General features: G+C 61.9%; 20 protein-coding genes and 3 tRNA genes. 11 read left to right on the forward strand and 12 right to left on the reverse strand.

Going from position 1 to position 20500, the window contains the following annotated elements:
• Nucleotides 1–55: 55 nt before the first annotated feature.
• The 3 genes from prfB (at nt 56) to M2281_RS17580 (ending at nt 2531) form a co-directional block, all read left to right on the forward strand.
• A protein-coding gene (prfB, locus tag M2281_RS17570; protein ID WP_280822463.1) for a peptide chain release factor 2 occupies nt 56–1187 on the forward strand; the annotation gives its coding sequence in 2 pieces (ribosomal slippage) (nt 56–121 and nt 123–1187; 1131 coding nt in all).
• A 179-nt stretch (nt 1188–1366) separates the two neighbouring features.
• Nucleotides 1367–1708 (forward strand): hypothetical protein, encoded by a 342-nt coding sequence (locus M2281_RS17575; RefSeq protein WP_280822464.1) that lies wholly within the window; start codon nt 1367–1369, stop codon nt 1706–1708.
• 166 nt (nt 1709–1874) lie between these two features.
• Complete coding sequence (locus M2281_RS17580) at nt 1875–2531, forward strand: OmpA family protein (RefSeq protein WP_280822465.1); 657 nt, start codon at nt 1875–1877, stop codon at nt 2529–2531.
• A 106-nt stretch (nt 2532–2637) separates the two neighbouring features.
• Here the strand turns inward: M2281_RS17580 and M2281_RS17585 are convergent, their stop codons facing one another.
• Both M2281_RS17585 and M2281_RS17590 read right to left on the reverse strand, forming a co-directional pair.
• A complete protein-coding gene (locus M2281_RS17585) occupies nt 2638–4128 on the reverse strand; it encodes a DEAD/DEAH box helicase (protein WP_280822466.1) in 1491 nt (496 codons plus the stop codon).
• Between the two features lie 213 nt (nt 4129–4341).
• Nucleotides 4342–5118 carry an NAD kinase gene (locus M2281_RS17590; protein ID WP_280822467.1) on the reverse strand — a complete coding sequence of 259 codons (777 nt, stop codon included), beginning with the start codon at nt 5116–5118 and terminating at the stop codon, nt 4342–4344.
• 105 nt (nt 5119–5223) lie between these two features.
• On the opposite strand from M2281_RS17590, the gene M2281_RS17595 reads away from it, so the two are divergent.
• On the forward strand, nt 5224–5574 hold the full coding sequence (locus tag M2281_RS17595; protein WP_280822468.1) for a VOC family protein: 351 nt from the start codon (nt 5224–5226) through the stop codon (nt 5572–5574).
• Between the two features lie 27 nt (nt 5575–5601).
• Here M2281_RS17595 and ligD read toward each other — a convergent pair whose 3' ends face one another.
• The 6 genes from ligD to M2281_RS17625 all read right to left on the reverse strand — a co-directional run bounded on the left by ligD (nt 5602) and on the right by M2281_RS17625 (nt 11893).
• Nucleotides 5602–8100 carry a DNA ligase D gene (gene ligD / locus M2281_RS17600; protein ID WP_280822469.1) on the reverse strand — a complete coding sequence of 833 codons (2499 nt, stop codon included), beginning with the start codon at nt 8098–8100 and terminating at the stop codon, nt 5602–5604.
• Between the two features lie 11 nt (nt 8101–8111).
• Nucleotides 8112–8999, reverse strand: a complete 888-nt coding sequence (locus M2281_RS17605) for a Ku protein (protein ID WP_280822470.1) — start codon at nt 8997–8999, stop codon at nt 8112–8114.
• Nucleotides 9000–9160: 161 nt separating this feature from the next.
• Nucleotides 9161–9236: transfer RNA gene (locus M2281_RS17610), tRNA-Thr, on the reverse strand.
• Nucleotides 9237–9336: 100 nt separating this feature from the next.
• Nucleotides 9337–10689, reverse strand: coding sequence for an MFS transporter (locus M2281_RS17615; protein ID WP_280822471.1), 1353 nt, complete (start codon nt 10687–10689; stop codon nt 9337–9339).
• Nucleotides 10690–10933: 244 nt separating this feature from the next.
• Nucleotides 10934–11233, reverse strand: a complete 300-nt coding sequence (locus M2281_RS17620; RefSeq protein WP_280822472.1) for an XRE family transcriptional regulator — start codon at nt 11231–11233, stop codon at nt 10934–10936.
• An 87-nt stretch (nt 11234–11320) separates the two neighbouring features.
• The gene (locus M2281_RS17625; RefSeq protein ID WP_280822473.1) at nt 11321–11893 is read right to left on the reverse strand and encodes a hypothetical protein; all 573 of its coding nucleotides are present in this window, start codon (nt 11891–11893) and stop codon (nt 11321–11323) included.
• A gap of 154 nt (nt 11894–12047) precedes the next feature.
• Here M2281_RS17625 and M2281_RS17630 point away from each other — a divergent pair, with 154 nt between their 5' ends.
• Nucleotides 12048–12221: a hypothetical protein gene (locus M2281_RS17630; RefSeq protein ID WP_280822474.1), complete on the forward strand. Its 174-nt coding sequence runs from the start codon at nt 12048–12050 to the stop codon at nt 12219–12221.
• A 29-nt stretch (nt 12222–12250) separates the two neighbouring features.
• On the opposite strand, the gene bhcR is transcribed toward M2281_RS17630, so the two are convergent.
• Nucleotides 12251–13099 carry an HTH-type transcriptional regulator BhcR gene (gene bhcR / locus M2281_RS17635; protein ID WP_280822475.1) on the reverse strand — a complete coding sequence of 283 codons (849 nt, stop codon included), beginning with the start codon at nt 13097–13099 and terminating at the stop codon, nt 12251–12253.
• A 202-nt stretch (nt 13100–13301) separates the two neighbouring features.
• Here bhcR and gcl point away from each other — a divergent pair, with 202 nt between their 5' ends.
• Genes gcl through M2281_RS17650 form a run of 3 tightly spaced genes read left to right on the forward strand, consistent with a single transcriptional unit; the run spans nt 13302 to nt 16828 of the window.
• On the forward strand, nt 13302–15083 hold the full coding sequence (gene gcl, locus M2281_RS17640; protein WP_280822476.1) for a glyoxylate carboligase: 1782 nt from the start codon (nt 13302–13304) through the stop codon (nt 15081–15083).
• A gap of 15 nt (nt 15084–15098) precedes the next feature.
• Nucleotides 15099–15896 (forward strand): hydroxypyruvate isomerase, encoded by a 798-nt coding sequence (hyi, locus tag M2281_RS17645; protein ID WP_280822477.1) that lies wholly within the window; start codon nt 15099–15101, stop codon nt 15894–15896.
• Nucleotides 15897–15913: 17 nt separating this feature from the next.
• The gene (locus M2281_RS17650) at nt 15914–16828 is read left to right on the forward strand and encodes a 2-hydroxy-3-oxopropionate reductase (protein ID WP_280822478.1); all 915 of its coding nucleotides are present in this window, start codon (nt 15914–15916) and stop codon (nt 16826–16828) included.
• Nucleotides 16829–17059: 231 nt separating this feature from the next.
• On the opposite strand, the gene rlmB is transcribed toward M2281_RS17650, so the two are convergent.
• Nucleotides 17060–17920 (reverse strand): 23S rRNA (guanosine(2251)-2'-O)-methyltransferase RlmB, encoded by an 861-nt coding sequence (rlmB, locus tag M2281_RS17655; RefSeq protein ID WP_280822479.1) that lies wholly within the window; start codon nt 17918–17920, stop codon nt 17060–17062.
• Nucleotides 17921–18119: 199 nt separating this feature from the next.
• Here rlmB and M2281_RS17660 point away from each other — a divergent pair.
• Nucleotides 18120–18204 (forward strand) — tRNA-Tyr (locus M2281_RS17660).
• Between the two features lie 28 nt (nt 18205–18232).
• Nucleotides 18233–18306, forward strand: a tRNA-Gly gene (locus M2281_RS17665).
• Nucleotides 18307–18382: 76 nt separating this feature from the next.
• On the opposite strand, the gene M2281_RS17670 is transcribed toward M2281_RS17665, so the two are convergent.
• Together M2281_RS17670 and M2281_RS17675 are read right to left on the reverse strand one after the other, a co-directional pair.
• On the reverse strand, nt 18383–19285 hold the full coding sequence (locus tag M2281_RS17670) for an NAD(P)-dependent oxidoreductase (RefSeq protein WP_280822480.1): 903 nt from the start codon (nt 19283–19285) through the stop codon (nt 18383–18385).
• Between the two features lie 60 nt (nt 19286–19345).
• Nucleotides 19346–19513: a Thivi_2564 family membrane protein gene (locus M2281_RS17675; protein WP_280822481.1), complete on the reverse strand. Its 168-nt coding sequence runs from the start codon at nt 19511–19513 to the stop codon at nt 19346–19348.
• Between the two features lie 340 nt (nt 19514–19853).
• Between M2281_RS17675 and M2281_RS17680 the strand changes: the two genes are divergently transcribed.
• The coding region (locus M2281_RS17680; protein WP_280822482.1) for a GTP-binding protein at nt 19854–20500 on the forward strand (647 nt) is incomplete at its 3' end.

Consider the following 20500-nt stretch of genomic DNA (forward strand, 5'->3'; position numbering starts at 1 on the left):
CCAATTCGCACCCCTATCTAAAACCCCTATCATCTTGAGAGGCTGGACACCTGCCATGCGCGCAGAAACCGAAAAGCTGGTCGACGAAATCAAGCAGGCCATAAGCCTGCTGAGGAGGCATCTTTGACTGGGATCAGGCTTTAAAACGGCTTGAATACCTGAATATGCGTTCCGAGGATTCGACCCTCTGGGACGATCCGCAGGAAGCCCAGAAACTGATGCGCGAGCGCCAGAGCCTGGACGATTCGATCAATTCGATTTCGGGTCTGTCCCGGGCGCTGACCGACAATATCGGTCTCATCGAACTCGGCGAGGAAGAAGGCGACGCTGACGTCATCAACGAGGCCGAGGCTGCGATCCGCTCGCTGTCCGGCGAGGTCAAGGCGCGCCAGATCGAGACCCTGCTCTCAGGCGAAGCCGACAGCAACGACACCTATCTGGAAGTGCATGCCGGTGCCGGCGGCACGGAAAGCCAGGATTGGGCGTCGATGCTGTTGCGCATGTACACGCGCTGGGCCGAGCGCCGCCGCTTCAAGGTCGAAGTGCTCGAGGTCCACGACGGCGAAGAGGCTGGCATCAAGTCGGCTACGCTGCTCATCAAGGGCCACAATGCCTATGGCTGGCTGAAGACGGAATCGGGCGTGCATCGTCTCGTCCGCATTTCGCCCTATGACAGCAATGCGCGCCGGCATACCTCGTTCTCCAGCGTCTGGGTCTATCCGGTGGTGGACGACTCGATCGATATCCAGGTGTCTGAGTCGGATGTCCGCATCGACACCTATCGCGCGTCTGGCGCAGGTGGTCAGCACGTCAACACGACCGATTCGGCGGTGCGCATCACGCACATCCCGACCGGCATCGTCGTGGCCTGCCAGCAGGAGCGTTCGCAGCACAAGAACCGCGCCACCGCGTGGAACATGCTGAGGGCGCGACTGTACGAGGAAGAGCTGAAGAAGCGCGAGGAGGCGGCCAACGCCACTGCGGCCTCCAAGACCGACATCGGCTGGGGCCACCAGATTCGCTCCTACGTGCTGCAGCCCTACCAGCTGGTGAAGGACCTGCGCACCGGCGTGGAAAGCACGAGCCCGTCGGACGTGCTCGACGGCGATCTGGACGACTTCATGGAAGCCTCGCTGTCGCAACGCATAGAGGGTGGCTCGGGTCAGGCTATCGCCGACATCGACTGACCTGTGCGATTCGAACAGCCAATAAAGAAGGCCGCACGGGGCAATCCGAGCGGCCTTTTTGCTTGGATCAGGCCGGAAAGGCCTGACTGCGTATCTCAAATACTCTGGAACAATCGGGCGCGATACTTCGTTTATCCGTGGGTGAGGCTTTCTGAGGGGGACCCTTTGGAGAGCAAAACATGCTTGGCTCGGCAAAATGGTCCCGATGCGCCTTTGGCGTGAGTGCTATTGCGTCACTGGGATTTCTCACATCTTCCGTTTCAACAAGTCTTGCTCACCAAGCGAAGTCCGGCTGGACCTATCCTACCTCCTGCTGCTCGGGGATCGACTGCCGTGAAGTGCCTCAAAAGGCAATCAGCGAGCGGCCGGAAGGCTATGTCATCGTCGGCACCGGCGAGGTTCTGCCCTACAAGGATTCCCGCGTGCGCAACTCGCCCGACGGCGAATATCATTGGTGCTCCGTTGGCGGCGCCGAGAACACCAAGACGGTCTGTCTGTTCGTGCCGCCGCGCTCCTACTGAGTAGTTTCCGCCACTCCGAGCATTCACGTTTTCCGGCGCGCGCCGGAAACGTCACGTTGTCGCTTTGATGTTCGGCTTTTCGCCGCATTCTATGCTACAAGGGCGGCTGGAAGGGCTATTTGGCGCCGGTTTCGGCGCGGGACATTGGTAAGAGGGACAACCCGGAATGAAAAAGAAACTGATCGCCGTGCTTATGGCCACGGCTTTTCTCGGCGCGTGCTCGACCGACCCCTATACGGGCGAGCAGAAGGTCTCCAACACCGCTGGCGGTGCGGCCATCGGTGCCGGCCTCGGCGCATTGGCAGGCCTGGCCGTCGGTGGCAGCAAGAACGCGCAGCGTAATGCCGTGCTGATTGGCGCTGGCATCGGCGCTCTGACCGGCGGCGCCATCGGCGCCACGATGGATCGCAATGAGGCCGAACTGCGCGCCCAGCTGCAGGGCACGGGTGTCAGCGTTACCCGCGCCGGCAACCAGATCATCCTCAACATGCCGTCGGACATCACCTTCGGCGTCGACCAGGACAACATCAAGCCGGACTTCTACCAGGTGTTGAACTCCGTGGCTCTGGTGCTGAAGAAGTACAACCAGACGCTCGTCGACGTATTCGGCCATACCGACGCCACCGGCGGCGACCAGCACAATTTCGACCTGTCGCAGCGTCGCGCGCTTTCGGTTGCCAACTACCTGAACGCACAGGGCGTCGATCAGCGTCGCTTTGCGGTCACCGGCTTCGGCAAGACCCGCCCGGTCGCCTCGAACGCCACCGCCGACGGTCGCGCGCAGAACCGCCGCGTCGAAATCCAGCTGTCGCCGCTTACCTGATCGGCGCGGATACGGTGCAACTGAAAAGCCCGCCGGTTTCGGCGGGCTTTTTCGTATCAGGCGTGTGTTGAAGGGCGGGGCGTGAGGCCCGTCCCCCGATATCCGGTCAGATCTTGGCGCTGACCAGCATGAAGGCGGGAATGTCGTCGCCGAAGCCGACGACCTTGTTATCGTCGTCTTCCTTGCGGTGACGCGGCCGGCGATCCTCATGCTTGTGGCTGTCGCCTGCCTCGTGCCTGCTCCTGCGCTCGGCATTGTCGGCCTTGATGCTGTCGCGGCGGGTGTGGCGCTCGGCCTTGTCCTCGGACGCAGCTTCGGCCTCGACAACAGCTTCCTGTGCCTGCTTTTCCTCAGTCGCCTTGGCGTGACGCGAACCGCGCTTGCGGTCGCCCTCGTCCTTGCGGCCGCGGCCACGCTGGCCTTTGCCACGACGCGGGGCCGAATCTTCCTCGCTCTCGACCACGGACGACAGGTCGCCATCATGCCATTCGATGGGCTTGCCGATCAGCCTTTCGATGGCATCGAGATGCTTGGTGTCGCCCTTGGTGACGATGGTGAAGGACTTGCCCGAACGGCCGGCGCGGCCGGTGCGGCCGATGCGGTGGACATAGTCCTCTGCGTGGATCGGCACGTCGAAATTGAAGACGTGGCTGACGTCGGGAATGTCGAGACCGCGCGCGGCAACGTCCGAAGCCACGAGCAACTGGAGCTTGCCCTCGCGGAAGTTGGCCAGCATGGTCATGCGCGCGCGCTGGTCCATGTCGCCATGCAGCGCGCCGGCATTGAAGTCGTACTTGATCAGCGAGCGGAACAGCTCGGACACTTCCACCTTGCGGTTGCAGAATATGATCGCGTTCTTGAGCTCGCCTTCTTCGGCGCGGATGAGGTCGCGCAGCACGGCGCGCTTGTCCCACGGCTTGCTGCCGGACTTGACCAACCGCTGCGTAACTGTCGACGCTGTGGAAGAGGCCTTGGCAACTTCGACACGAACCGGCGCGTGCAGGAATTGCTCGGTCAGCTTGGTGATCTCCGGCGGCATGGTGGCCGAGAAGAACAGAGTCTGGCGCGTGAAGGGGATGAGCTTGCAGATGCGCTCGATGTCGGGGATGAAGCCCATGTCGAGCATACGGTCGGCCTCGTCGATGACGAGAATTTCCACCGCGGAAAGAAGCAGCTTGCCGCGCTCGAAATGATCGAGAAGACGGCCAGGCGTCGCGATCAGCACGTCGGCGCCGCGCTCCAGCTTTTTTTCCTGTTCGTCGAAGGAAACGCCGCCAATCAGCAAGGCCATGTTGAGCCGATGGTTCTTGCCGTACTTGACGAAATTTTCCTCGACCTGCGCGGCCAGTTCGCGCGTCGGCTCGAGGATCAGTGTGCGCGGCATGCGGGCGCGGGCGCGGCCCTTTTCAAGCCGCGTCAGCATCGGAAGCACGAAGGAGGCGGTCTTACCGGTGCCGGTCTGGGCGATACCCAGAACGTCCTTGCCTTGAAGGGCATGCGGAATGGCGCCTGCCTGGATAGGCGTCGGCTGGGTGTAGCCGGCGTCAGCGACTGCGGAAAGAACCTTCGGCGAAAGTCCGAGGTCTGCGAAAGTCATCGCGTCTTGGGCGGTCTGGGTGTCTGAGGACAAGTGTCTTGGCTGTCTTTGGCTGCTTGAAGGGCGCGTCCAGAGGACGCGGCAAACGCCCCGCGCTTGCACAATATTTCAACGCGTTACGTTCAGTAACGCGCTTTGTCAACACAATCAGCGGCAAATGCCGAGATCGCGCCGATTAATAATTAATCTTTTCCGCCGTTTGCCGCAATGGCATCAGTATCGGAATTGTTCGGCCAGGATGCGTTCGCTCCAGGAATGGCTGGCGTCGAACAGCAAGGTAGCGGTTTCATCCTGCGACTGCTGCACCGTTACTGACAGCACCGACTTTGCTTCGGTGTGGTCTGCCGCGACGTTCACCGGGCGCTTGTCTGCTTCGAGAACGTCGAAACGCACGACCGAAGCCTGCGGGATGAGGGCGCCGCGCCAGCGCCGCGGGCGGAAGGGGCTGACCGGGGTGAGCGCAAGCAACGGCGCATCGAGGGGCAGTATCGGCCCGTGCGCCGAGAGGTTGTAGGCGGTGGAGCCGGCCGGGGTCGCCACCATCACGCCATCGCAGCTCAGTTCCTCGAGTCGAACTTTTTCGTCGATGGTGATGCGAATCTTGGCGGTCTGATAGGACTGGCGCCAGAGCGCAACCTCGTTGATGGCCAGCGCCCGAAGGCCTGTGCCATCGGCCAGAACCGTATCCATCTGCAGGGGGCGGATCGTCTCCGCCACCGCCGCATGCAGCCTCTCACGCAGCCCGTTCTCCTGGAACTCGTTCATCAAGAAGCCGACCGTGCCCCGGTTCATGCCGTAGACTTGCTTGCCGGAACCCATGGTTTCGCGCAGGGTCTGCAGCAGAAAACCGTCGCCGCCGAGTGCGACGATGATGTCGGCCTCATCCACGGGCGAATTGCCATAGCGGGCGACGAGACGCGCCGCCGCTTCCTCTGCGTCGGGAGCCCCTGAAGATACGACGGCGAATGTGTCGCGCGCTTTGCGTGTCATGGCTGTTGCCGTCCTCGCCTCGAAACCTTGGCGTGTCGAGGTAGCATGCCGTATTGATCCTGCATATGGTCACTTATCCGGGCCAGCGAAGATTTGGAGAGGGTCATGAAGGTCAAGCGCATCGTCGCCAATATCGATACGCGCGACATAGCGGCCGCCAGGCGCTTTTACCATGACGTGCTCGGCCTCGATCTCCTGATGGACCACGGCTGGATTGCGACATACGGCTCCGGCGAGACGATGAGCGTACAAATCAGTTTTGCGGAGCAGGGCGGTTCCGGCACGCCGACGCCGGATCTTTCCATAGAGGTGGACGATCTCGAAGCCGCCTTGGCTGGAATGCGGGAGGCAGGTTTCGCGATCGAATACGGTCCCAGCGACGAGCCCTGGGGCGTGCGGCGGTTTTTTGTGCGCGACCCTTTCGGCAAGCTGGTCAACATTCTCGCGCATCACTGAAGCGGGAGCACAGTGCTCCGCCATCGCTCAGGCTTTCAGCGCGCGCCGCAGCTTTTCATAATCGGCCCAGGGATCGGCAGAGGCGAGGGCCTTGGCCAGCGCCTTGCTGCCCACCGTGAAGTCGGTCGGGCCGACACCCGCCTCGACCTCTTTCCACGTGATGGGAAGCGACACCGTGGCGTTCGGCCTTACTCGCGTTGAATAGGGGGCGACGGTCGTCGAGCCGGGCGCGTTTCGCAGATAGTCGATGAAGATCCGCCCCTTACGAGCGGCCTTCGACAGGGTCGCCGTGTAGCGCTCGGGGTTAGACTGCTCCATCGCCTTGGCGAAGTCATGCGCGAAGGTTTTCACGACCGTCCAGTCCGCCTTGGGCTTCAACGGCACGACGATGTGATAGCCCTTGCCGCCGGATGTCTTGACCAAATGCGGCAGCCCGATCTCTTCCAGTCGCTGGCCGACATCGAGCGCAGCCGCGCGCACGTCGTCGATGCCCAGTCCTTCATCGGGATCTAGATCGAAGACGATCTGGTCGGGTGTGCGAAGCGCGTCGACGGTACAGCCCCAGAGGTGGATTTCAACCACGCCCAGTTGAACCAGAGCTGCCACCCCATTGAAATCCTTGATGAAGAGCAGCTCTTCATTGTCCTCGGGGTCGCGCATGCTCGAAATGCTGTCCGGCATGCCGGGCGAAGCGTGCTTCTGGAAGAAGCGCTGGCTGCCCTCGACGCCATCGGGCGCGCGGACAAGCGCCAGCGGCCGGTTGACGACATAGGGCTCCATACGCGGCCAGACGCTCTCATAGTGGTCAAGGAGCCTGGCCTTGGTCACCCCGGCTTGGGGCCACAGGATCTTGTTGGGATTTGAAAGGTTCACTGCATCTCGCGATTTCGCTCCGTGAGCCCCTTGCTGCTTTTGATCCTGAATATCTTGCGGCCTTTCGGCAACGATTTCGTCGGCTCGCTTGTCTTCGCGCAGCGCAATGAAGGATGCCTGGCGAATATTGCGGTCGGCCGTCCAGGTACGAAACTCGATCTCCGCAACAAGCTCTGGCTTGACCCAGACCACGCCCTTTTCCTTGGCTGCGGGGCCGGATATCGGGGCCGAGGCCACCTCCAGGTTATCGAGTTTCTGCTGCAGGTCCTTGGCATTTTTGCCGTTGAAGCCGGTGCCGACATGACCGGCCGACACAAGCTTGCCGTCATCATTGCACCCGACAACGAGCGAGCGCAGGTCACGGCCTCTCTTCTCCGATGGCAGATAGCCGAGGATCACGAACTCCTGCCGAAGCGTGCATTTCGCCTTTAGCCAGTCGCCGGTGCGTCCACTGCGATAGGGCGCCGACGCCCGTTTTGAAACGATGCCTTCAAGGCCCATGCGGCAGGCGTGGGTCAGCATTGTCTGGCCCGGCTGCAAGAAATGCTCGCTGTAGCGCAGAATGCCATCACCGGCGTTCTCGCCAAGCAGCTGGCGCAGGCGTTCCTTGCGCTCCTTCAGTGGCTCGGACCGCAGGTCTTCGCCGTTGAGGAAGAGCAGATCGAAGACATAGTAGACCAGCCTCTCGCCGCGGCCATCCGACAGCGCGGCCTGCAATGCGGAGAAAGAGGATATGCCGTTGCTCTCGAGCACGACGACTTCGCCGTCGAAAATGGCGTTGTCGCAATCGAGCTTCGCCAGGGCCGCGGCAATTTCCTGGCCAAACCGCTCTGTCCAATCGAGCCCGTTACGGGTCAGCAGCGTCGTACGACCGGCGGCAACATGCGCCTGCATGCGGTAGCCGTCGAATTTTATCTCATGAACCCAGTCCTCGCCTGTCGGCGGGTGCGTTTCAAGCCGTGCCAGGCATGGCTCGATGAACCCAGGCAGTTTCGCGACCTTGCCAGGACGCGGGGAGGGCTTTGCGCTGGCTTTGGGGGCATCGCCGGTGCGCGGCTTCGAATGCCAGATGGCAGGGTTGTCCTTGCCGATTTCCTCGATCGTCACGCCGGATTTGACCGATTCCGGCGCTTCCTCGAGAATGTCCTCGCCGGGGCGGGCATAAATGTCATCTGACTTGATCAGAAGCCAGTTGTCCCGCTTTTCGCCGGCGCGAGGCTTTAGCCGCACAAGGTGCCAGGCCCCGTTCAGCTTGTTGCCCTTCAGCTCGAACTGGAGATGCCCCTTCTTCAGGCCTGCGTCCGGATCGCCTTCCGGCGTCCAGGTGCCTTCGTCCCAGACGATCACGGAGCCGCCGCCATATTCGCCCTTGGGGATCGTGCCCTCGAAGGAGGCATAGTCGATCGGGTGATCCTCGACATGCACGGCGAGCCGTTTTTCGGCCGGGTCGAGGCTTGGGCCGCGCGTCACCGCCCAGCTCCACAGCACGCCGTCATGCTCCAGCCGGAAATCGTAGTGCAGGCGTGTGGCCGCGTGTTTCTGGACGACGAAAATGCCGCCCGGCTTCTTCGTCGGCGCAGGCTTCGCGCGGCCGGAAGGCTCCCTGGTTTTACGGAAGTCGCGCTTGGCCTGGTATTGCTCCAGAGACCCCACCAGCCGTCTCCTCAGGCGGACTTACGTTTTCCGCTGCCGGGTGCCGGGCTTTTTCTCGCGGCCTTGGAGGCGCGGCGGGTGGACGGAGGCTTCTTGCCGCCATCTTCGTCCTCGGCAATGCCCTCGGATGCGAGGCTCTTCTTCAGGGCGTCGAACAGGTTGACCACGTTGGACGGGTGAGCCGACGGCTTTACCACGGGCGGCGTGCGTCCGGCCTTCTTGTCGCGGATAAGTTCGAGCAGGGCGTTCTCGTACTGGTCCTCGAACTTGGACGGGTCGAATTTTATGCGCTTCTTGTCGATGATGTGGGTGGCGAGTTCGATCATCTCGTCGTCGATCTTAACGTCGTCGATGTCGTCGAACACCGCGGATGACTTGCGCACCGTGTTCTCGTAGCGAAGCGTTGTCAGAAGCATGCCCTTGCCAAGCGGCTCGATAACGACGGGCCGCTCGCGCCGGTAGAGCACGATGCGCGCAAGGCCGGCCATCTTCTTGGCCGCGAGCGCGTCGCGGATGACCGCGAAGGCTTCTTCCGAAACCTTGTCCGACGGCGACACATAGTAAGGGGTGTCGAGATAGATCTGCTCGATCTCCGATTTGTCCACGAAGCCGTCCAGGCTCATCGTGTGCTCGGATTCGATCTGCAGCGCTTCGATCTCATTTTCCTCGACGAGCAGGAACTGGTCCTTGTCGATCTCGTAGCCCTTGACCTCGTTCTTGTCCTCGACCGGCTTGCCGGTGACCGCGTCGACATACTGCCGCTTGACGGTATTGCCCGTGGCGCGATTGATCATCCGAAACGAGACCCGCTCGGCGTTGGTGGTGACATTCGTCAGCTGCACGGCGCAGGTGACAAGCGAGAGCTTGAGATAGCCTTTCCAGGCGGGACGCGGCGCCATCAGACCGCCTCCGGATTGGAGACCTGAGAGACGAATTTCAGGCAACGCATCATGGCACACCTACGCGCAAACGAGGACGGTTGCCCGTTCAACGCCGCGACGGCGCCTTAGTTCCTGTGTTCTGACGGATACGAATTGCTGCAAGCGAGCATGGAAAACAATGGTGCCCCCGGCCGGACTCGAACCGACGACCCCCTGATTACAAATCAGGTGCTCTACCAACTGAGCTACAAGGGCACGCGCACACCCGGTTAGCATATCTGGCGCGCCAGTAAAGACAAAACAAAGGGCACCCCCGACAGAAATCGAGGGTGCCCTTTTTTACTGCAGACAAGGCTCAGGCGTCGATGTCGACGTCCTTGGTTTCCTTGCCGAGCAAAAGCGCAATCAGCGTCAGGGCAGCCATGGCCGACAGGTAGATGCCGACCCAGAACGGGCTGCCGCCGCCGGCGCTCCACAATGCAACCGCGATGAACGGTGCGACGGCTGCGCCCAGGATGGACGACACGTTGTAGGAGATGCCGGAGCCGGTGTAGCGCACATTCGCCGGGAACAGTTCGGGCAGCAGCGCGCCCATCGGGCCGAAGGTCAGGCCCATCAAGGTGAAGCCGATGATCAGCCAGGCCATCACGCCCACCGTACCTGCCGACAGGATCGGCACCCAGACCAGACCGAAGGCGATGATGGCGAGGGTGATCCATATCAGCGTCTTGCGGCGGCCCCAGCGGTCGGCCCAGGGGCCGGAAACCAGCGTGAAGATGCCGAAGAACACAACGCCGACGATCATCATCAGCACGAAGGTGCGGTAGTCATAGCCAAGGCCCGGAAGCGGGGCGGTTGTCGCCGCGCGGCCGTAGCTCAGCGAGAAGGTGGTCATCAGATAGAACAGCACATAGGTCGCGAGCATATAGAAGGTGCCCAGGATGAGCTCCTTCAAATATGTGCTGAAGGCGGCGACGAGCGGCACCTTCTGGACCTGGCCGGTCTTCACCGTGCGCTCGAACGCGGTGCTTTCCACGAGATTCAGGCGCACCCACAGGCCTACTGCCACCATGACGATCGAGAACAGGAACGGAATACGCCAGCCCCATTCGAGGAACGCGGTCGAAGGCCGCGACGGATCGTCGGACGGCAGCGTCGCGGCGATGATGAGGAACAGGCCGTTGGCGATGATGAAGCCGATCGGCGCGCCGAGCTGAGGGAAGGTGCCGAATATCGCGCGCTTGCCTTTCGGGGCGTTCTCGGTCGCCACAAGTGCCGCGCCGCTCCATTCGCCGCCAAGCGCAAAACCCTGCGCCAGCCGAAGGATCACCAGAAGCGCGGGGGCAAGCCAGCCGGCCGACACATAGGTCGGCAAGAGGCCGATCAGGAAGGTGGCGATGCCCATGGTGAGCAGCGCGCCGACCAGCGTGATCTTGCGTCCGCGCTTGTCGCCCAGATGGCCGAAGAAGATCGCGCCCAGCGGCCGGGCAACCATTGCCGCGCCGAAAACGGCGAAGGACGCCAGAAGGGCGGTGGTGTCATTGCCGGCCGGGAAGAACAGGTGCGGAAACACCAGGACCGCGGCGGTCGCGTAAACGTAGAAATCGTAGAATTCGATCGTGGTGCCGATCAGGCTGGCCAGGATGACGCGCGAGCGTGGATTGGCCGGTGCAATGCTCGAAGGCAAGGCAGAGGTTGTCGAAGACATGGGAAAATTTCTCCATGCGGCCAAAGTGGCATTGGCTCGAACGGGGAGGAGTCATGCCAAGCAAGCTTTGACCAAAGTTGCTTAAGGGCGGAAATGTCCGCTTGTCCCGGGTTATGCCACTCCCATGAGCCTCACGAACTGATATTTCAAGAAATTTCGCTCCGCGTTCCGTATCTTTCGCAAGACGCAGCGTAACCTTCACGAAGATGACGCAGCGTCTCGTCGGCTCGCGAACGGCGGGCCACTAGTGCACGTCGTGGCCCGTCCTGAGTCCGCCGACGCTCTTCTTTTCGGAGCCGTGTTTGACGGTTGGCTTGGACGACTTCAGCCTCACGCCGATCCCGCCTCCGTCCTCGGAAATGAAGATGGCTCCGAGCTCTTCGAGCGCCTTCTGGATCGCGGCGATCGCCGCCGGGCCCGGAAGCTCCAACTCGTGTTCGAATTGTTCGATGATCAGTTCATCCACCCGAGATCTGCTGGCGAGCTCGGCCCGCGAAATCTCGACAAGCGCACGGCCAGCGTGGCATTGCGATCCAGTGATCATGGCAGCCCTCCCGCGACAGGGCGAGCATCGGCCAATGGCCGTGGAAGGTCAATGCTTGCGTAGTCTAGCTGCCTGTGGAAGCTGGGATTAACGGCCGCAGCTGCGCATCTGGTCGGCGTAGCGGATGGCCATGTTGGCGGCGCGTCGCGCGCCCTGCTGGGCCGTGGCATTTCCGCCGCCCCGCGAATAGCCCGAATGGCCGAGATAATAGGCAAGGTAGAGGTTGTAGGTATCGTTGAGCGCGATGCCGTTCACGCGGTTGCTGGTCGCGTGATACCAGCCGATGAATCGGATGGCGTCGGCAAAATTCGATCTGTTCGCATACCAGTTGCCGGTCTCGGCCTGATAGCGTGCCCACGTGCCGTCGAGCGCTTGGGAATAGCCGTAGGCCGTCGACGGGCGCGTCCACGGAATGAAGCCGAGCAGCTTCGTGCGCGGCGGCCGTGCATAGGCGCTGAAGCCGGATTCGGTGTAGATGGTCGCCATCAGGATCGGCGCGGGAACGCCGAATTCGCGCTCGGTTTTCTTGGCGGCAGTGTGCCAATTGTTGAACCAGCCGTCACGCTGGTCGAACACCGCGCAGACGTTGTTGATCCGGGTTGGAGCTGTAGCGCAACTCCCCAGCATCAGGAGCGCGACGAGATACAGGGCGCGCGTCATGGAACCTCGCTTTCGCGAGTCTCCTAATCCGGAAGATTTAAGTAAAATTTAATGGGCGGGTTCGCCTGCGTGCGTTTGAGTTCCACCACCCTCAAATCGGGCCGCTACATCCCCATATATTCCTGACAACCCTCGGCTTTGCGGGAGGTGAAGGATGATCCGGATTGTCTTTGTCGCCTTTGTCGTGATGGTGGCGTGGTGTGCTCTGGCGAGGCTTGTTCGTGGGCTCAAGGCCGCGAATGTCGATTGGACAAGCGTCACGGCTGCAATTGCCTTCATCGCGCTTGCCTTCTGGCTACGGCACGTCACTGGAATAGGGGGCTTCTAGCGGAGCCGCCGCCGAGCGACGCTCGAACGTTAGCGTGAGCCGCTGGCGTTTCCCTGCTCGAACGGATCGACCCCGCCGATCATTCTCGTCACCTCTGCCGAGGCGTCGCGCACCAGCGGGCCGATCTCGGCCAGCCGCTCCGGCGTGACCCGCACCGTGGGGCCGGAGACGGAGACGCCGCCGACGGGCTCCCCGGCCTCATTGAAGATGGCGGCGGCCACGCAGCGCATGCCGGGATAACGCTCCTCATCGTCCACCGACCAGCCGCGCGCCCGGATATCCGCAAGATCGCGGGCGAGGGCACCTTCATCCGCGAGAGTCTTGGGCGTGTGCCTTTCCAGCCCGGCCTTGCGGACAATCGCCGTTGCCCGCTCAGAAGGCAGATAGGCGAGGATCGCCTTGCCGATCCCCGAGGCATGAAAGGACGTTCGCGTACCCGGCCGGAAGAATGCGCGGATCGCCTGGTGCGTTTCGACCTGGTTGACGAAGATCACGCAGTCTTCCTCGGCCACGCCGAGATTGGCGGTTTCGCCGGTCTTTTCCATAAGATCCTGCATGACGGTCCGGGCGCGATCGACCAGTTTGCGCCGGCGCAGGAACGCCGAGCCCATTCGGTAGGTCTCGACCCCGATCGACCATAGCTGCTCGTTCTTGTCGAACTCGACCATGCCGTGGCTCTCGAGCGTGGTTAGCATGCGATAGGCGGTCGAGGCGGCAAGGCCGGAACTGGCTGCGATCTCGGATAGCGACAGGCCGTTGCCATCGGCGACGATCGCCAGGATCCGAAGCGCCCTGTCGAGCGACTGGACCGAAGCATTGTCGGGTTGCGGATTGAACGAGCGCGGGCGTCCACGCTGCCGCTTTTCGGTCGCTTCCATGATGTGCCGCCTTCTGTTCGTGTCGCAAAAAATATTTCCATAATTTGGAATAATACGGAAGTGGAAAACGAAAAGCCGTTTTGGATCAGGGGTTAAAGAAATTTCATCAGAAAATGAAAAAATATTCTGAAAAAATTGAAAGCCGCAATGCCCTCTGCCACGCTGCCTGCATCGAAACATGGTGCTGGAGCGGAGGTGTCCCATGGCCCGTATGCGCGCTGTCGATGCGGCGGTCTTCGTCCTGGAGAAGGAGGGCATCAATTGCGCCTTTGGCGTGCCGGGTGCGGCGATCAATCCCCTCTATTCGGCTCTGAGGGCGCGCGGCTCCATCCGCCACGTGCTGGCGCGCCATGTCGAAGGCGCCTCGCACATGGCCGAAGGTTTCACCCGCGCCAAGGCCGGCAATATCGGCGTGTGCATTGGCACCTCCGGCCCCGCCGGCACCGACATGATCACCGGGCTCTATTCGGCTTCGGCGGACTCTATTCCCATTATCTGCATCACCGGGCAGGCGCCGCGCGCCCGGCTCAACAAGGAAGACTTTCAGGCGGTCGACATCGCAGCCATCGCCGCGCCGGTCACCAAATGGGCGGTCACCGTCATGGAGCCCTATCTGGTGCCGATGGCGCTGCAGAAGGCGTTTTTCCTTATGCGCTCGGGCCGTCCCGGGCCGGTGCTGGTCGACCTGCCGGTCGATGTGCAGCTTGCCGAGATCGAGTTCGACATCGACACCTATGAGCCGATGACGCCGCACAAGCCGGCCATCACCCGGGCGCAGGCGGAGAAGGCGCTGTCATTGCTCAACGAGGCCGAGCGCCCGCTGATCGTCGCCGGTGGCGGCATCATCAATGCTGACGCGTCCGACCTTCTGGTCGAGTTTGCCGAGATCATTGGCGTTCCGGTCATCCCGACGCTCATGGGCTGGGGCGCGATCCCCGACGATCATCGTTTGATGGCGGGCATGTGCGGCCTGCAGACTTCGCACCGCTACGGCAATGCCACCATGCTGGCATCCGACTTCGTCATGGGGATCGGCAACCGCTGGGCCAACCGCCACACCGGATCGGTCGACAAATACACCGAGGGGCGCAAATTCATCCACATCGACATCGAGCCGACCCAGATCGGCCGCGTCTTCGCGCCCGACTACGGCATCGTTTCGGATGCGGGTGCTGCGCTGAAGATGCTGCTCGATGTGGCCACCGAGTGGCGCATTGCCGGCAAGCTGCGCGACTGGTGCGGCTGGGCGAAGGAATGCCAGAAGCGCAAGAAGACGATGCAGCGCAAGACGCATTTCGACCACGTGCCGCTGAAGCCGCAGCGCGTCTATGAGGAGATGAACAAGGCCTTCGGCCGCGACACCTGCTACGTGTCCACCATCGGTCTGTCGCAGATCGCCGGCGCGCAGTTCCTGCATGTCTACAAGCCACGCAACTGGATCAACTGCGGGCAGGCAGGGCCGCTCGGCTGGACGCTGCCGGCAGCGCTCGGCGTACGCGCCGCCGATCCGGACCGGCGGATCGTGGCGCTGTCGGGCGACTACGATTTTCAGTTCATGATCGAGGAACTGGCCGTCGGCGCCCAGCACAAGCTGCCTTACATCCATGTGGTCGTGAACAACGCCTATCTCGGCCTCATCCGCCAGGCGCAGCGCGGCTTTTCGATGGATTACGAGGTCAGCCTTGCCTTCGAAAACGTCAATCGCGTCGGCGATGCCGAGGCAGGCTACGGCGTCGACCACGTCGCGGTGGCCGAGGCCATGGGCTGCAAGGCCGTTCGCGTGCGCCGGCCCGAAGAACTCCAAAAAGCCTTTGCCGAGGCCGAACGGCTGATGAAGGAACATCAGGTTCCCGTGGTGCTCGAATTCATCCTCGAGCGCGTGACCAACATCTCGATGGGCACGGAAATCGCCGGCATCGTCGAATTCGAGGAACTCGCCCAGACAAATATAGACGCGCCGACCGCCATCGCGCTTCTCGACTGACCGGAGGACAAGACCATGCCGCGTTTCTCAGCCAATCTGTCCATGCTCTTCGGCGAGCATGATTTTCTCGACCGCTTCGATGCCGCGGCTGAGGCCGGTTTTGCGGGCGTCGAATATGTCGGGCCCTACGACCACCCGATCGAGACAGTCGCGGCCCGGCTGAAGAAGAACAATCTCGTGCAGGTGCTGTTCAACCTGCCTCCGGGCGACTGGGGCAGGGGCGAGCGCGGCATCGCGGTGCTTCCGGACCGCGTGGAGGAATTTCGGCGCGGCGTGGATACGGCGATAAGCTACGCCAAGGCGCTGGGCTGCGGCCAGGTCAATTGCCTGGCCGGCATCGCGCCGCATGGCGTGGACCGCGCGGCGCTGGAAGCCGTGTTCATCGAAAACCTGAAATTCGCCGCCGCCAAGCTCAAGGAAGCCGGCATCCGCCTGCTGATCGAGCCGATCAACACCATCGACATTCCGGGCTTCTTCCTGACCAACACGAAGCAGGCGCTGGAGATCATCGGAAAGGTCGGCTCGGACAATCTCTACCTGCAATACGACATCTATCACATGCAGATCATGGAGGGGGATCTCGCCCGCACGATGGAGAAGCACCTCGGCCGCATCGCGCATATCCAGCTTGCGGACAATCCCGGCCGCCACGAACCGGGCACGGGCGAGATCAACTACCCGTTCCTCTACGAGCATCTCGACCGCGTCGGCTACGCCGGCTGGGTCGGTGCCGAATACAAGCCGAAGGCCGGCACCGCGGCGGGTCTGGGTTGGTTCAAGGAATTTGCCAGAAAGGCCGATGCGGCCGCCTGATCCCGGGAGAAACAATCATGGAAAAAATCGGCTTTATCGGTCTAGGCATCATGGGCGCGCCGATGGCGGGGCATCTGTTGGACGCCGGCTATGAGGTGACGGCAACCAGGCATCGCAGCGCTGCGCCCGCTGACCTTGTGGCCAAGGGCCTGAAAGTGGTGAAGGGCAACGACGCAGTGGCGCGCGCGGCCGACATCATCATCACCATGGTGCCCGACACCCCCCAGGTTGCCGAGGTGCTGTTCGGCGGAAACGGGGTCGCCTCGGGGTTGTCCGAAGGCAAGCTCGTCATCGACATGAGCTCGATCTCGCCGATCGAGACGAAAATCTTCGCCGAAAAAATCAAGGCGCTCGGCGCGGACTATCTCGACGCGCCCGTGTCGGGCGGCGAGGTCGGGGCCAAGGCCGCGTCGCTGACGATCATGGTCGGCGGTACGCAAAGCGCGTTCGACCGTGCAAAGCCGGTCTTTGAGAAGATGGGGAAGAACATCACGCTCGTCGGCGACAACGGCGTTGGCCAGACTACCAAGGTCGCCAACCAGATCGTGGTGGCGCTAACCATCGAGGCTGTGGCCGAAGCGCTTGTCTTCGCCTCCAAGGCTGGCGCCGATCCCGCCAAGGTGCGGCAGGCGTTGATGGGTGGGCTGGCCAATTCGCGCATTCTCGAAGTGCATGGCGAACGCATGATAAAGCGCACTTTCGCGCCCGGCTTCCGTATCGAGCTACACCAGAAGGACCTCAACCTGGCGCTTCAGGGCGCCAAGGCACTCGGCGTGTCGCTGCCCAATACGTCCATGACGCAGGAACTGTTCAATTCCTGTGCCGCAAATGGCGGGGGCAGGGAGGATCATTCGGCGCTGGTGCGCGCGCTGGAGAGGATGGCCAATTTCGAGGTTGGTGGCGAGGCCGGCGCCCGTAGCGACGCGGCCTGAACCAATCGAAGAGACGAACTTCTGTTTTGGTGCGTCCTTCGAGGCTCGCCCGCCGGGCTCGCACCTCAGGATGAGGGAAGTTTGGGCCAACGTTCCTCATCCTGAGGTGCGAGCGAAGCGAGCCTCGAAGGACGCACCGTGACGGCCTGAAGTTCAAATCTTGGATTCGTTAGGCGAGAGTCGAGAATCACGGACCGCATGTGGTCCATGATTCTCGTTTGCGTTCGTCGCCTATTTCGCCTTCACGCCCGCCAGGTGTTTTCGCGCGGCATAGAGGCTGATCGCCGCTGCATTCGACACGTTGAGCGAATGAATCACGCCCGGCATGTCGAGTCGGGCCAGCGCATTCACCGTCTCGCGAGTCTTGTGGCGCAGACCTTTGCCCTCCGCGCCGAGCACGAGGGCGATTCGCTCGCCCGAGAATGTGTGCTCCAGTTCCGCCGGCCCCTCCGAATCGAGCCCGATGGTCTGAAAGCCCGATTCGTGCAGTTCGCCCAACGCTTCAGCAAGATTCCGCACTTCGATCATATCGATGTGCTCCAGCGCGCCGGAGGCGGATTTCGCCAGCACGCCCGATTCCTGGGCGCTGTGGCGCGATGTGGTGATCAGCGCCCCGGCGCCGAATGCCACGGCCGAACGGATGATGGCGCCGACATTGTGCGGGTCCGTCACTTGGTCCAGCACCAGCACCAGCGGCGTATCGCCCAGTGCCGACAGTGCCTTGGGCTTCAAGGGTGCGGCTTCGATCAGCACGCCCTGATGGACGGCGTCGCTGCCGGTGATCTTGTCGATGTCGCGCGGCTCGACGATTTCCACAGGAAAGGGCAGGGACCCTTCGGCAATCTCAAGCCGCTCCAGCGCGTTGCGAGTCACCAGCATGCGGTGGATGTCGCGGCGCGGATTATCCAGCGCCGCACGCACCGTATGCAGGCCGTAGAGCCGCAAAAGGCCGTCGGCCGCGGCTTCGCCGGGCGGGATATTTGGTCGCGGGCGATGAGCCGGCTTACCGCCGCTCTTCTGGTCGCGATAGGCGCGCCGAAGCTTGGCGTAGTGGGAATCCTTGGGCGTTCCGGGCTTTTTTTCGTTGCTCATGACCGCTCTATAACTGCGGTGTTCCGCTTTGGATATGGGAACGGCGAATGCTGTGCGATAATTTCACCTGAAATTCCCAATGGCGTGGTTGACACGATCAGACCATATCGCCATAAGCGCAACCAGATTGACGAGCGGGAAACAACCCGGTCCGAAAATCGATCGAATGCCTCGTTGCATGGCTCCGATACAGCAGTATGGAGGAGTGCCCGAGTGGTTAAAGGGGACGGACTGTAAATCCGTTGACTCAGTCTACGTTGGTTCGAATCCAACCTCCTCCACCACTGCCGGACCGGAGCCTTGAAGGAAGTTGCGGGTATAGCTCAATGGTAGAGCAGCAGCCTTCCAAGCTGAATACGCGGGTTCGATTCCCGCTACCCGCTCCAGGCAACCCTCTGACATTTCAGCAATTTTAAGCATTTTCTAACTAATTCGGCTGAGCCCGATTCGGGACGTCGGATGCTACGAGCTTCTTCGCCCGCCGCTCGGTCGAATGCCGGCATCCTGCGAGGCGATGCTTCCGATGGCCGCCCAGTCGAGCGCTGCGCCGCCGGTCGCGATGAGGCGAAGGAACCGATCCTTCAGCAGGTTGGCCATCGGCATCGGCACTTTCAGATCCTCGGCGGCCGCGAGCGTCAGCCGGATGTCCTTCTGGCCAAGAGGGGCAGCAAAACCCGCCGGCTCAAACTTCTCCTGTGCGATCAATGCGCCGTAGGTTTTGTAGGCTGGCGCGTCGAACAGGGTCGACGTCAGGATCTCGACATACTGGCGCCGGTCGAGGCCGGCCTTTCCTATGAGAGCCAGAGCCTCGCCCAGGGATTCGATCACGCATGCAATAAGAAAATTGCCGCTCAGCTTGATCAGGTTCGCGTCCTTGGGGGTGGTGGAGATTACGAAGAGTTTTTGGCCGATCGCTTCCATAAACGGCCGCGCGCGATCGATGGCGTCATCGGTTCCTGCGGTGATCACGGCCAGTTGCCCCGCCGCCGCGACTTCGGGCCGGCCGAGAACGGGGGCGGAAACGAACAGCTGCCCCTTTCTTGCATGGGCGTCGGTCAGCCGCTGCGAGAGCGCAACGCTGATCGTACTGGAAGAAATGTGGACGGCACCCCTGGCCAGGCTGTCGATTACGCCGGCCTTGGAGAAGACGACGTCCGTCACTGCCTCGTCATTTGCGAGCATGGTAAACACGGCATCGCCCCGGCAGGCGTCGCCCGGGGCAGTCACGACGCTGGCGCCAAGCATGGCGAGCGGTTCCGCCTTGGCGGGGGTGCGGTTGTAGACGATGACGGAGTGCCCGGCCTTGAGCAAGCTCATCGCCATGCCGGAGCCCATTTGTCCAAGGCCGATGATACCCACCTTCATGGTGCCTCCGATCCGGCGAGACGTTTGCCTTCAGTTCTTCTCAGTATGTCTTCGGAGTTCCTAGAACACCGAAAGATATTTCAGCAGCGATACTATGCCGATGATGATCACCACGATCTGGATGATCTGTTGCATCCTGGCGTCGACCGGAAGTCTCTGGACAAGATACAGAACAAGAATGACGACAAGGAACGTAATCAAAATGCTGACGACTGCAGATGCGCCCATCGCTGCATCTCCGGGAATGAAAACTTGAAACTCCCTTAATAACGCTCGGCGCGGCTTTGGGTTGCCAAAATGACGGCCTGCAAGCTGCTGCCGGAGGTGCCGGGAACGCTGCGTTTTTCCGAAAACTGCCGAGGCGCTTGGCAATATGTCAGAAGCGCTGTCCGATGCTCTTCCAAGTGCAACGGATCGTTCCTATATGCCGTCTCATCACCGATAACGGAGCGATCGCCCTGCCGGGGGCGGCGTAGATTGTCAAAAGACTCTTGTGTTTTTTGGCCTTTCTCGCTAATCGCCCCGCAGTCGAACCCAAACCGAAGCCCGCCGCCAAGGAAAATATACGATGGCTAAGAGTAAATTTGAGCGCAACAAGCCGCATGTGAACATTGGCACGATTGGTCACGTTGACCATGGCAAGACGTCGCTGACGGCTGCGATCACGAAGTATTTCGGCGAATTCCGCGCCTATGACCAGATCGACGCGGCGCCGGAAGAGAAGGCGCGCGGCATCACGATCTCGACCGCGCACGTCGAGTACGAGACGGCCAACCGTCACTACGCCCACGTCGACTGCCCCGGCCACGCCGACTACGTGAAGAACATGATCACCGGTGCTGCCCAGATGGACGGCGCGATCCTGGTCGTGTCGGCTGCCGACGGCCCGATGCCGCAGACTCGCGAGCACATCCTGCTCGCCCGTCAGGTCGGCGTGCCGTCGATCGTCGTGTTCCTCAACAAGGTCGACCAGGTCGACGACGCCGAGCTGCTCGAGCTGGTTGAGCTCGAAGTGCGCGAGCTGCTGTCGAAGAACGAATTCCCGGGCGACGACATTCCGATCGTCAAGGGTTCGGCGCTGGCCGCTCTCGAAGACTCCAACAAGGAGATCGGCGAGAACGCGATCCGCAAGCTGATGGAAGAGGTTGACGCCTACATCCCGACGCCTGAGCGTCCGATCGACCAGCCGTTCCTGATGCCGATCGAAGACGTGTT

It is taken from the genome of Pseudaminobacter soli (ex Li et al. 2025) (assembly GCF_029892515.1).
Classification (GTDB): Bacteria; Pseudomonadota; Alphaproteobacteria; order Rhizobiales; family Rhizobiaceae; genus Pseudaminobacter; species Pseudaminobacter soli_A.

What these genes read in the sequence shown, in the direction of transcription:
- M2281_RS17575 (WP_280822464.1), top strand. Translation starts at nt 1,367, where the DNA reads ATGCTTGGCTCGGCAAAATGGTCCCGATGCGCCTTTGGCGTGAGTGCT.
- M2281_RS17580 (WP_280822465.1), top strand. Translation starts at nt 1,875, where the DNA reads ATGAAAAAGAAACTGATCGCCGTGCTTATGGCCACGGCTTTTCTCGGC.
- M2281_RS17585 (WP_280822466.1), bottom strand. Translation starts at nt 4,128, where the DNA reads ATGACTTTCGCAGACCTCGGACTTTCGCCGAAGGTTCTTTCCGCAGTC.
- M2281_RS17590 (WP_280822467.1), bottom strand. Translation starts at nt 5,118, where the DNA reads ATGACACGCAAAGCGCGCGACACATTCGCCGTCGTATCTTCAGGGGCT.
- M2281_RS17595 (WP_280822468.1), top strand. Translation starts at nt 5,224, where the DNA reads ATGAAGGTCAAGCGCATCGTCGCCAATATCGATACGCGCGACATAGCG.
- M2281_RS17605 (WP_280822470.1), bottom strand. Translation starts at nt 8,999, where the DNA reads ATGGCGCCGCGTCCCGCCTGGAAAGGCTATCTCAAGCTCTCGCTTGTC.
- M2281_RS17615 (WP_280822471.1), bottom strand. Translation starts at nt 10,689, where the DNA reads ATGTCTTCGACAACCTCTGCCTTGCCTTCGAGCATTGCACCGGCCAAT.
- M2281_RS17620 (WP_280822472.1), bottom strand. Translation starts at nt 11,233, where the DNA reads ATGATCACTGGATCGCAATGCCACGCTGGCCGTGCGCTTGTCGAGATT.
- M2281_RS17625 (WP_280822473.1), bottom strand. Translation starts at nt 11,893, where the DNA reads ATGACGCGCGCCCTGTATCTCGTCGCGCTCCTGATGCTGGGGAGTTGC.
- M2281_RS17630 (WP_280822474.1), top strand. Translation starts at nt 12,048, where the DNA reads ATGATCCGGATTGTCTTTGTCGCCTTTGTCGTGATGGTGGCGTGGTGT.
- bhcR (WP_280822475.1), bottom strand. Translation starts at nt 13,099, where the DNA reads ATGGAAGCGACCGAAAAGCGGCAGCGTGGACGCCCGCGCTCGTTCAAT.
- gcl (WP_280822476.1), top strand. Translation starts at nt 13,302, where the DNA reads ATGGCCCGTATGCGCGCTGTCGATGCGGCGGTCTTCGTCCTGGAGAAG.
- hyi (WP_280822477.1), top strand. Translation starts at nt 15,099, where the DNA reads ATGCCGCGTTTCTCAGCCAATCTGTCCATGCTCTTCGGCGAGCATGAT.
- M2281_RS17650 (WP_280822478.1), top strand. Translation starts at nt 15,914, where the DNA reads ATGGAAAAAATCGGCTTTATCGGTCTAGGCATCATGGGCGCGCCGATG.
- rlmB (WP_280822479.1), bottom strand. Translation starts at nt 17,920, where the DNA reads ATGAGCAACGAAAAAAAGCCCGGAACGCCCAAGGATTCCCACTACGCC.
- M2281_RS17670 (WP_280822480.1), bottom strand. Translation starts at nt 19,285, where the DNA reads ATGAAGGTGGGTATCATCGGCCTTGGACAAATGGGCTCCGGCATGGCG.
- M2281_RS17675 (WP_280822481.1), bottom strand. Translation starts at nt 19,513, where the DNA reads ATGGGCGCATCTGCAGTCGTCAGCATTTTGATTACGTTCCTTGTCGTC.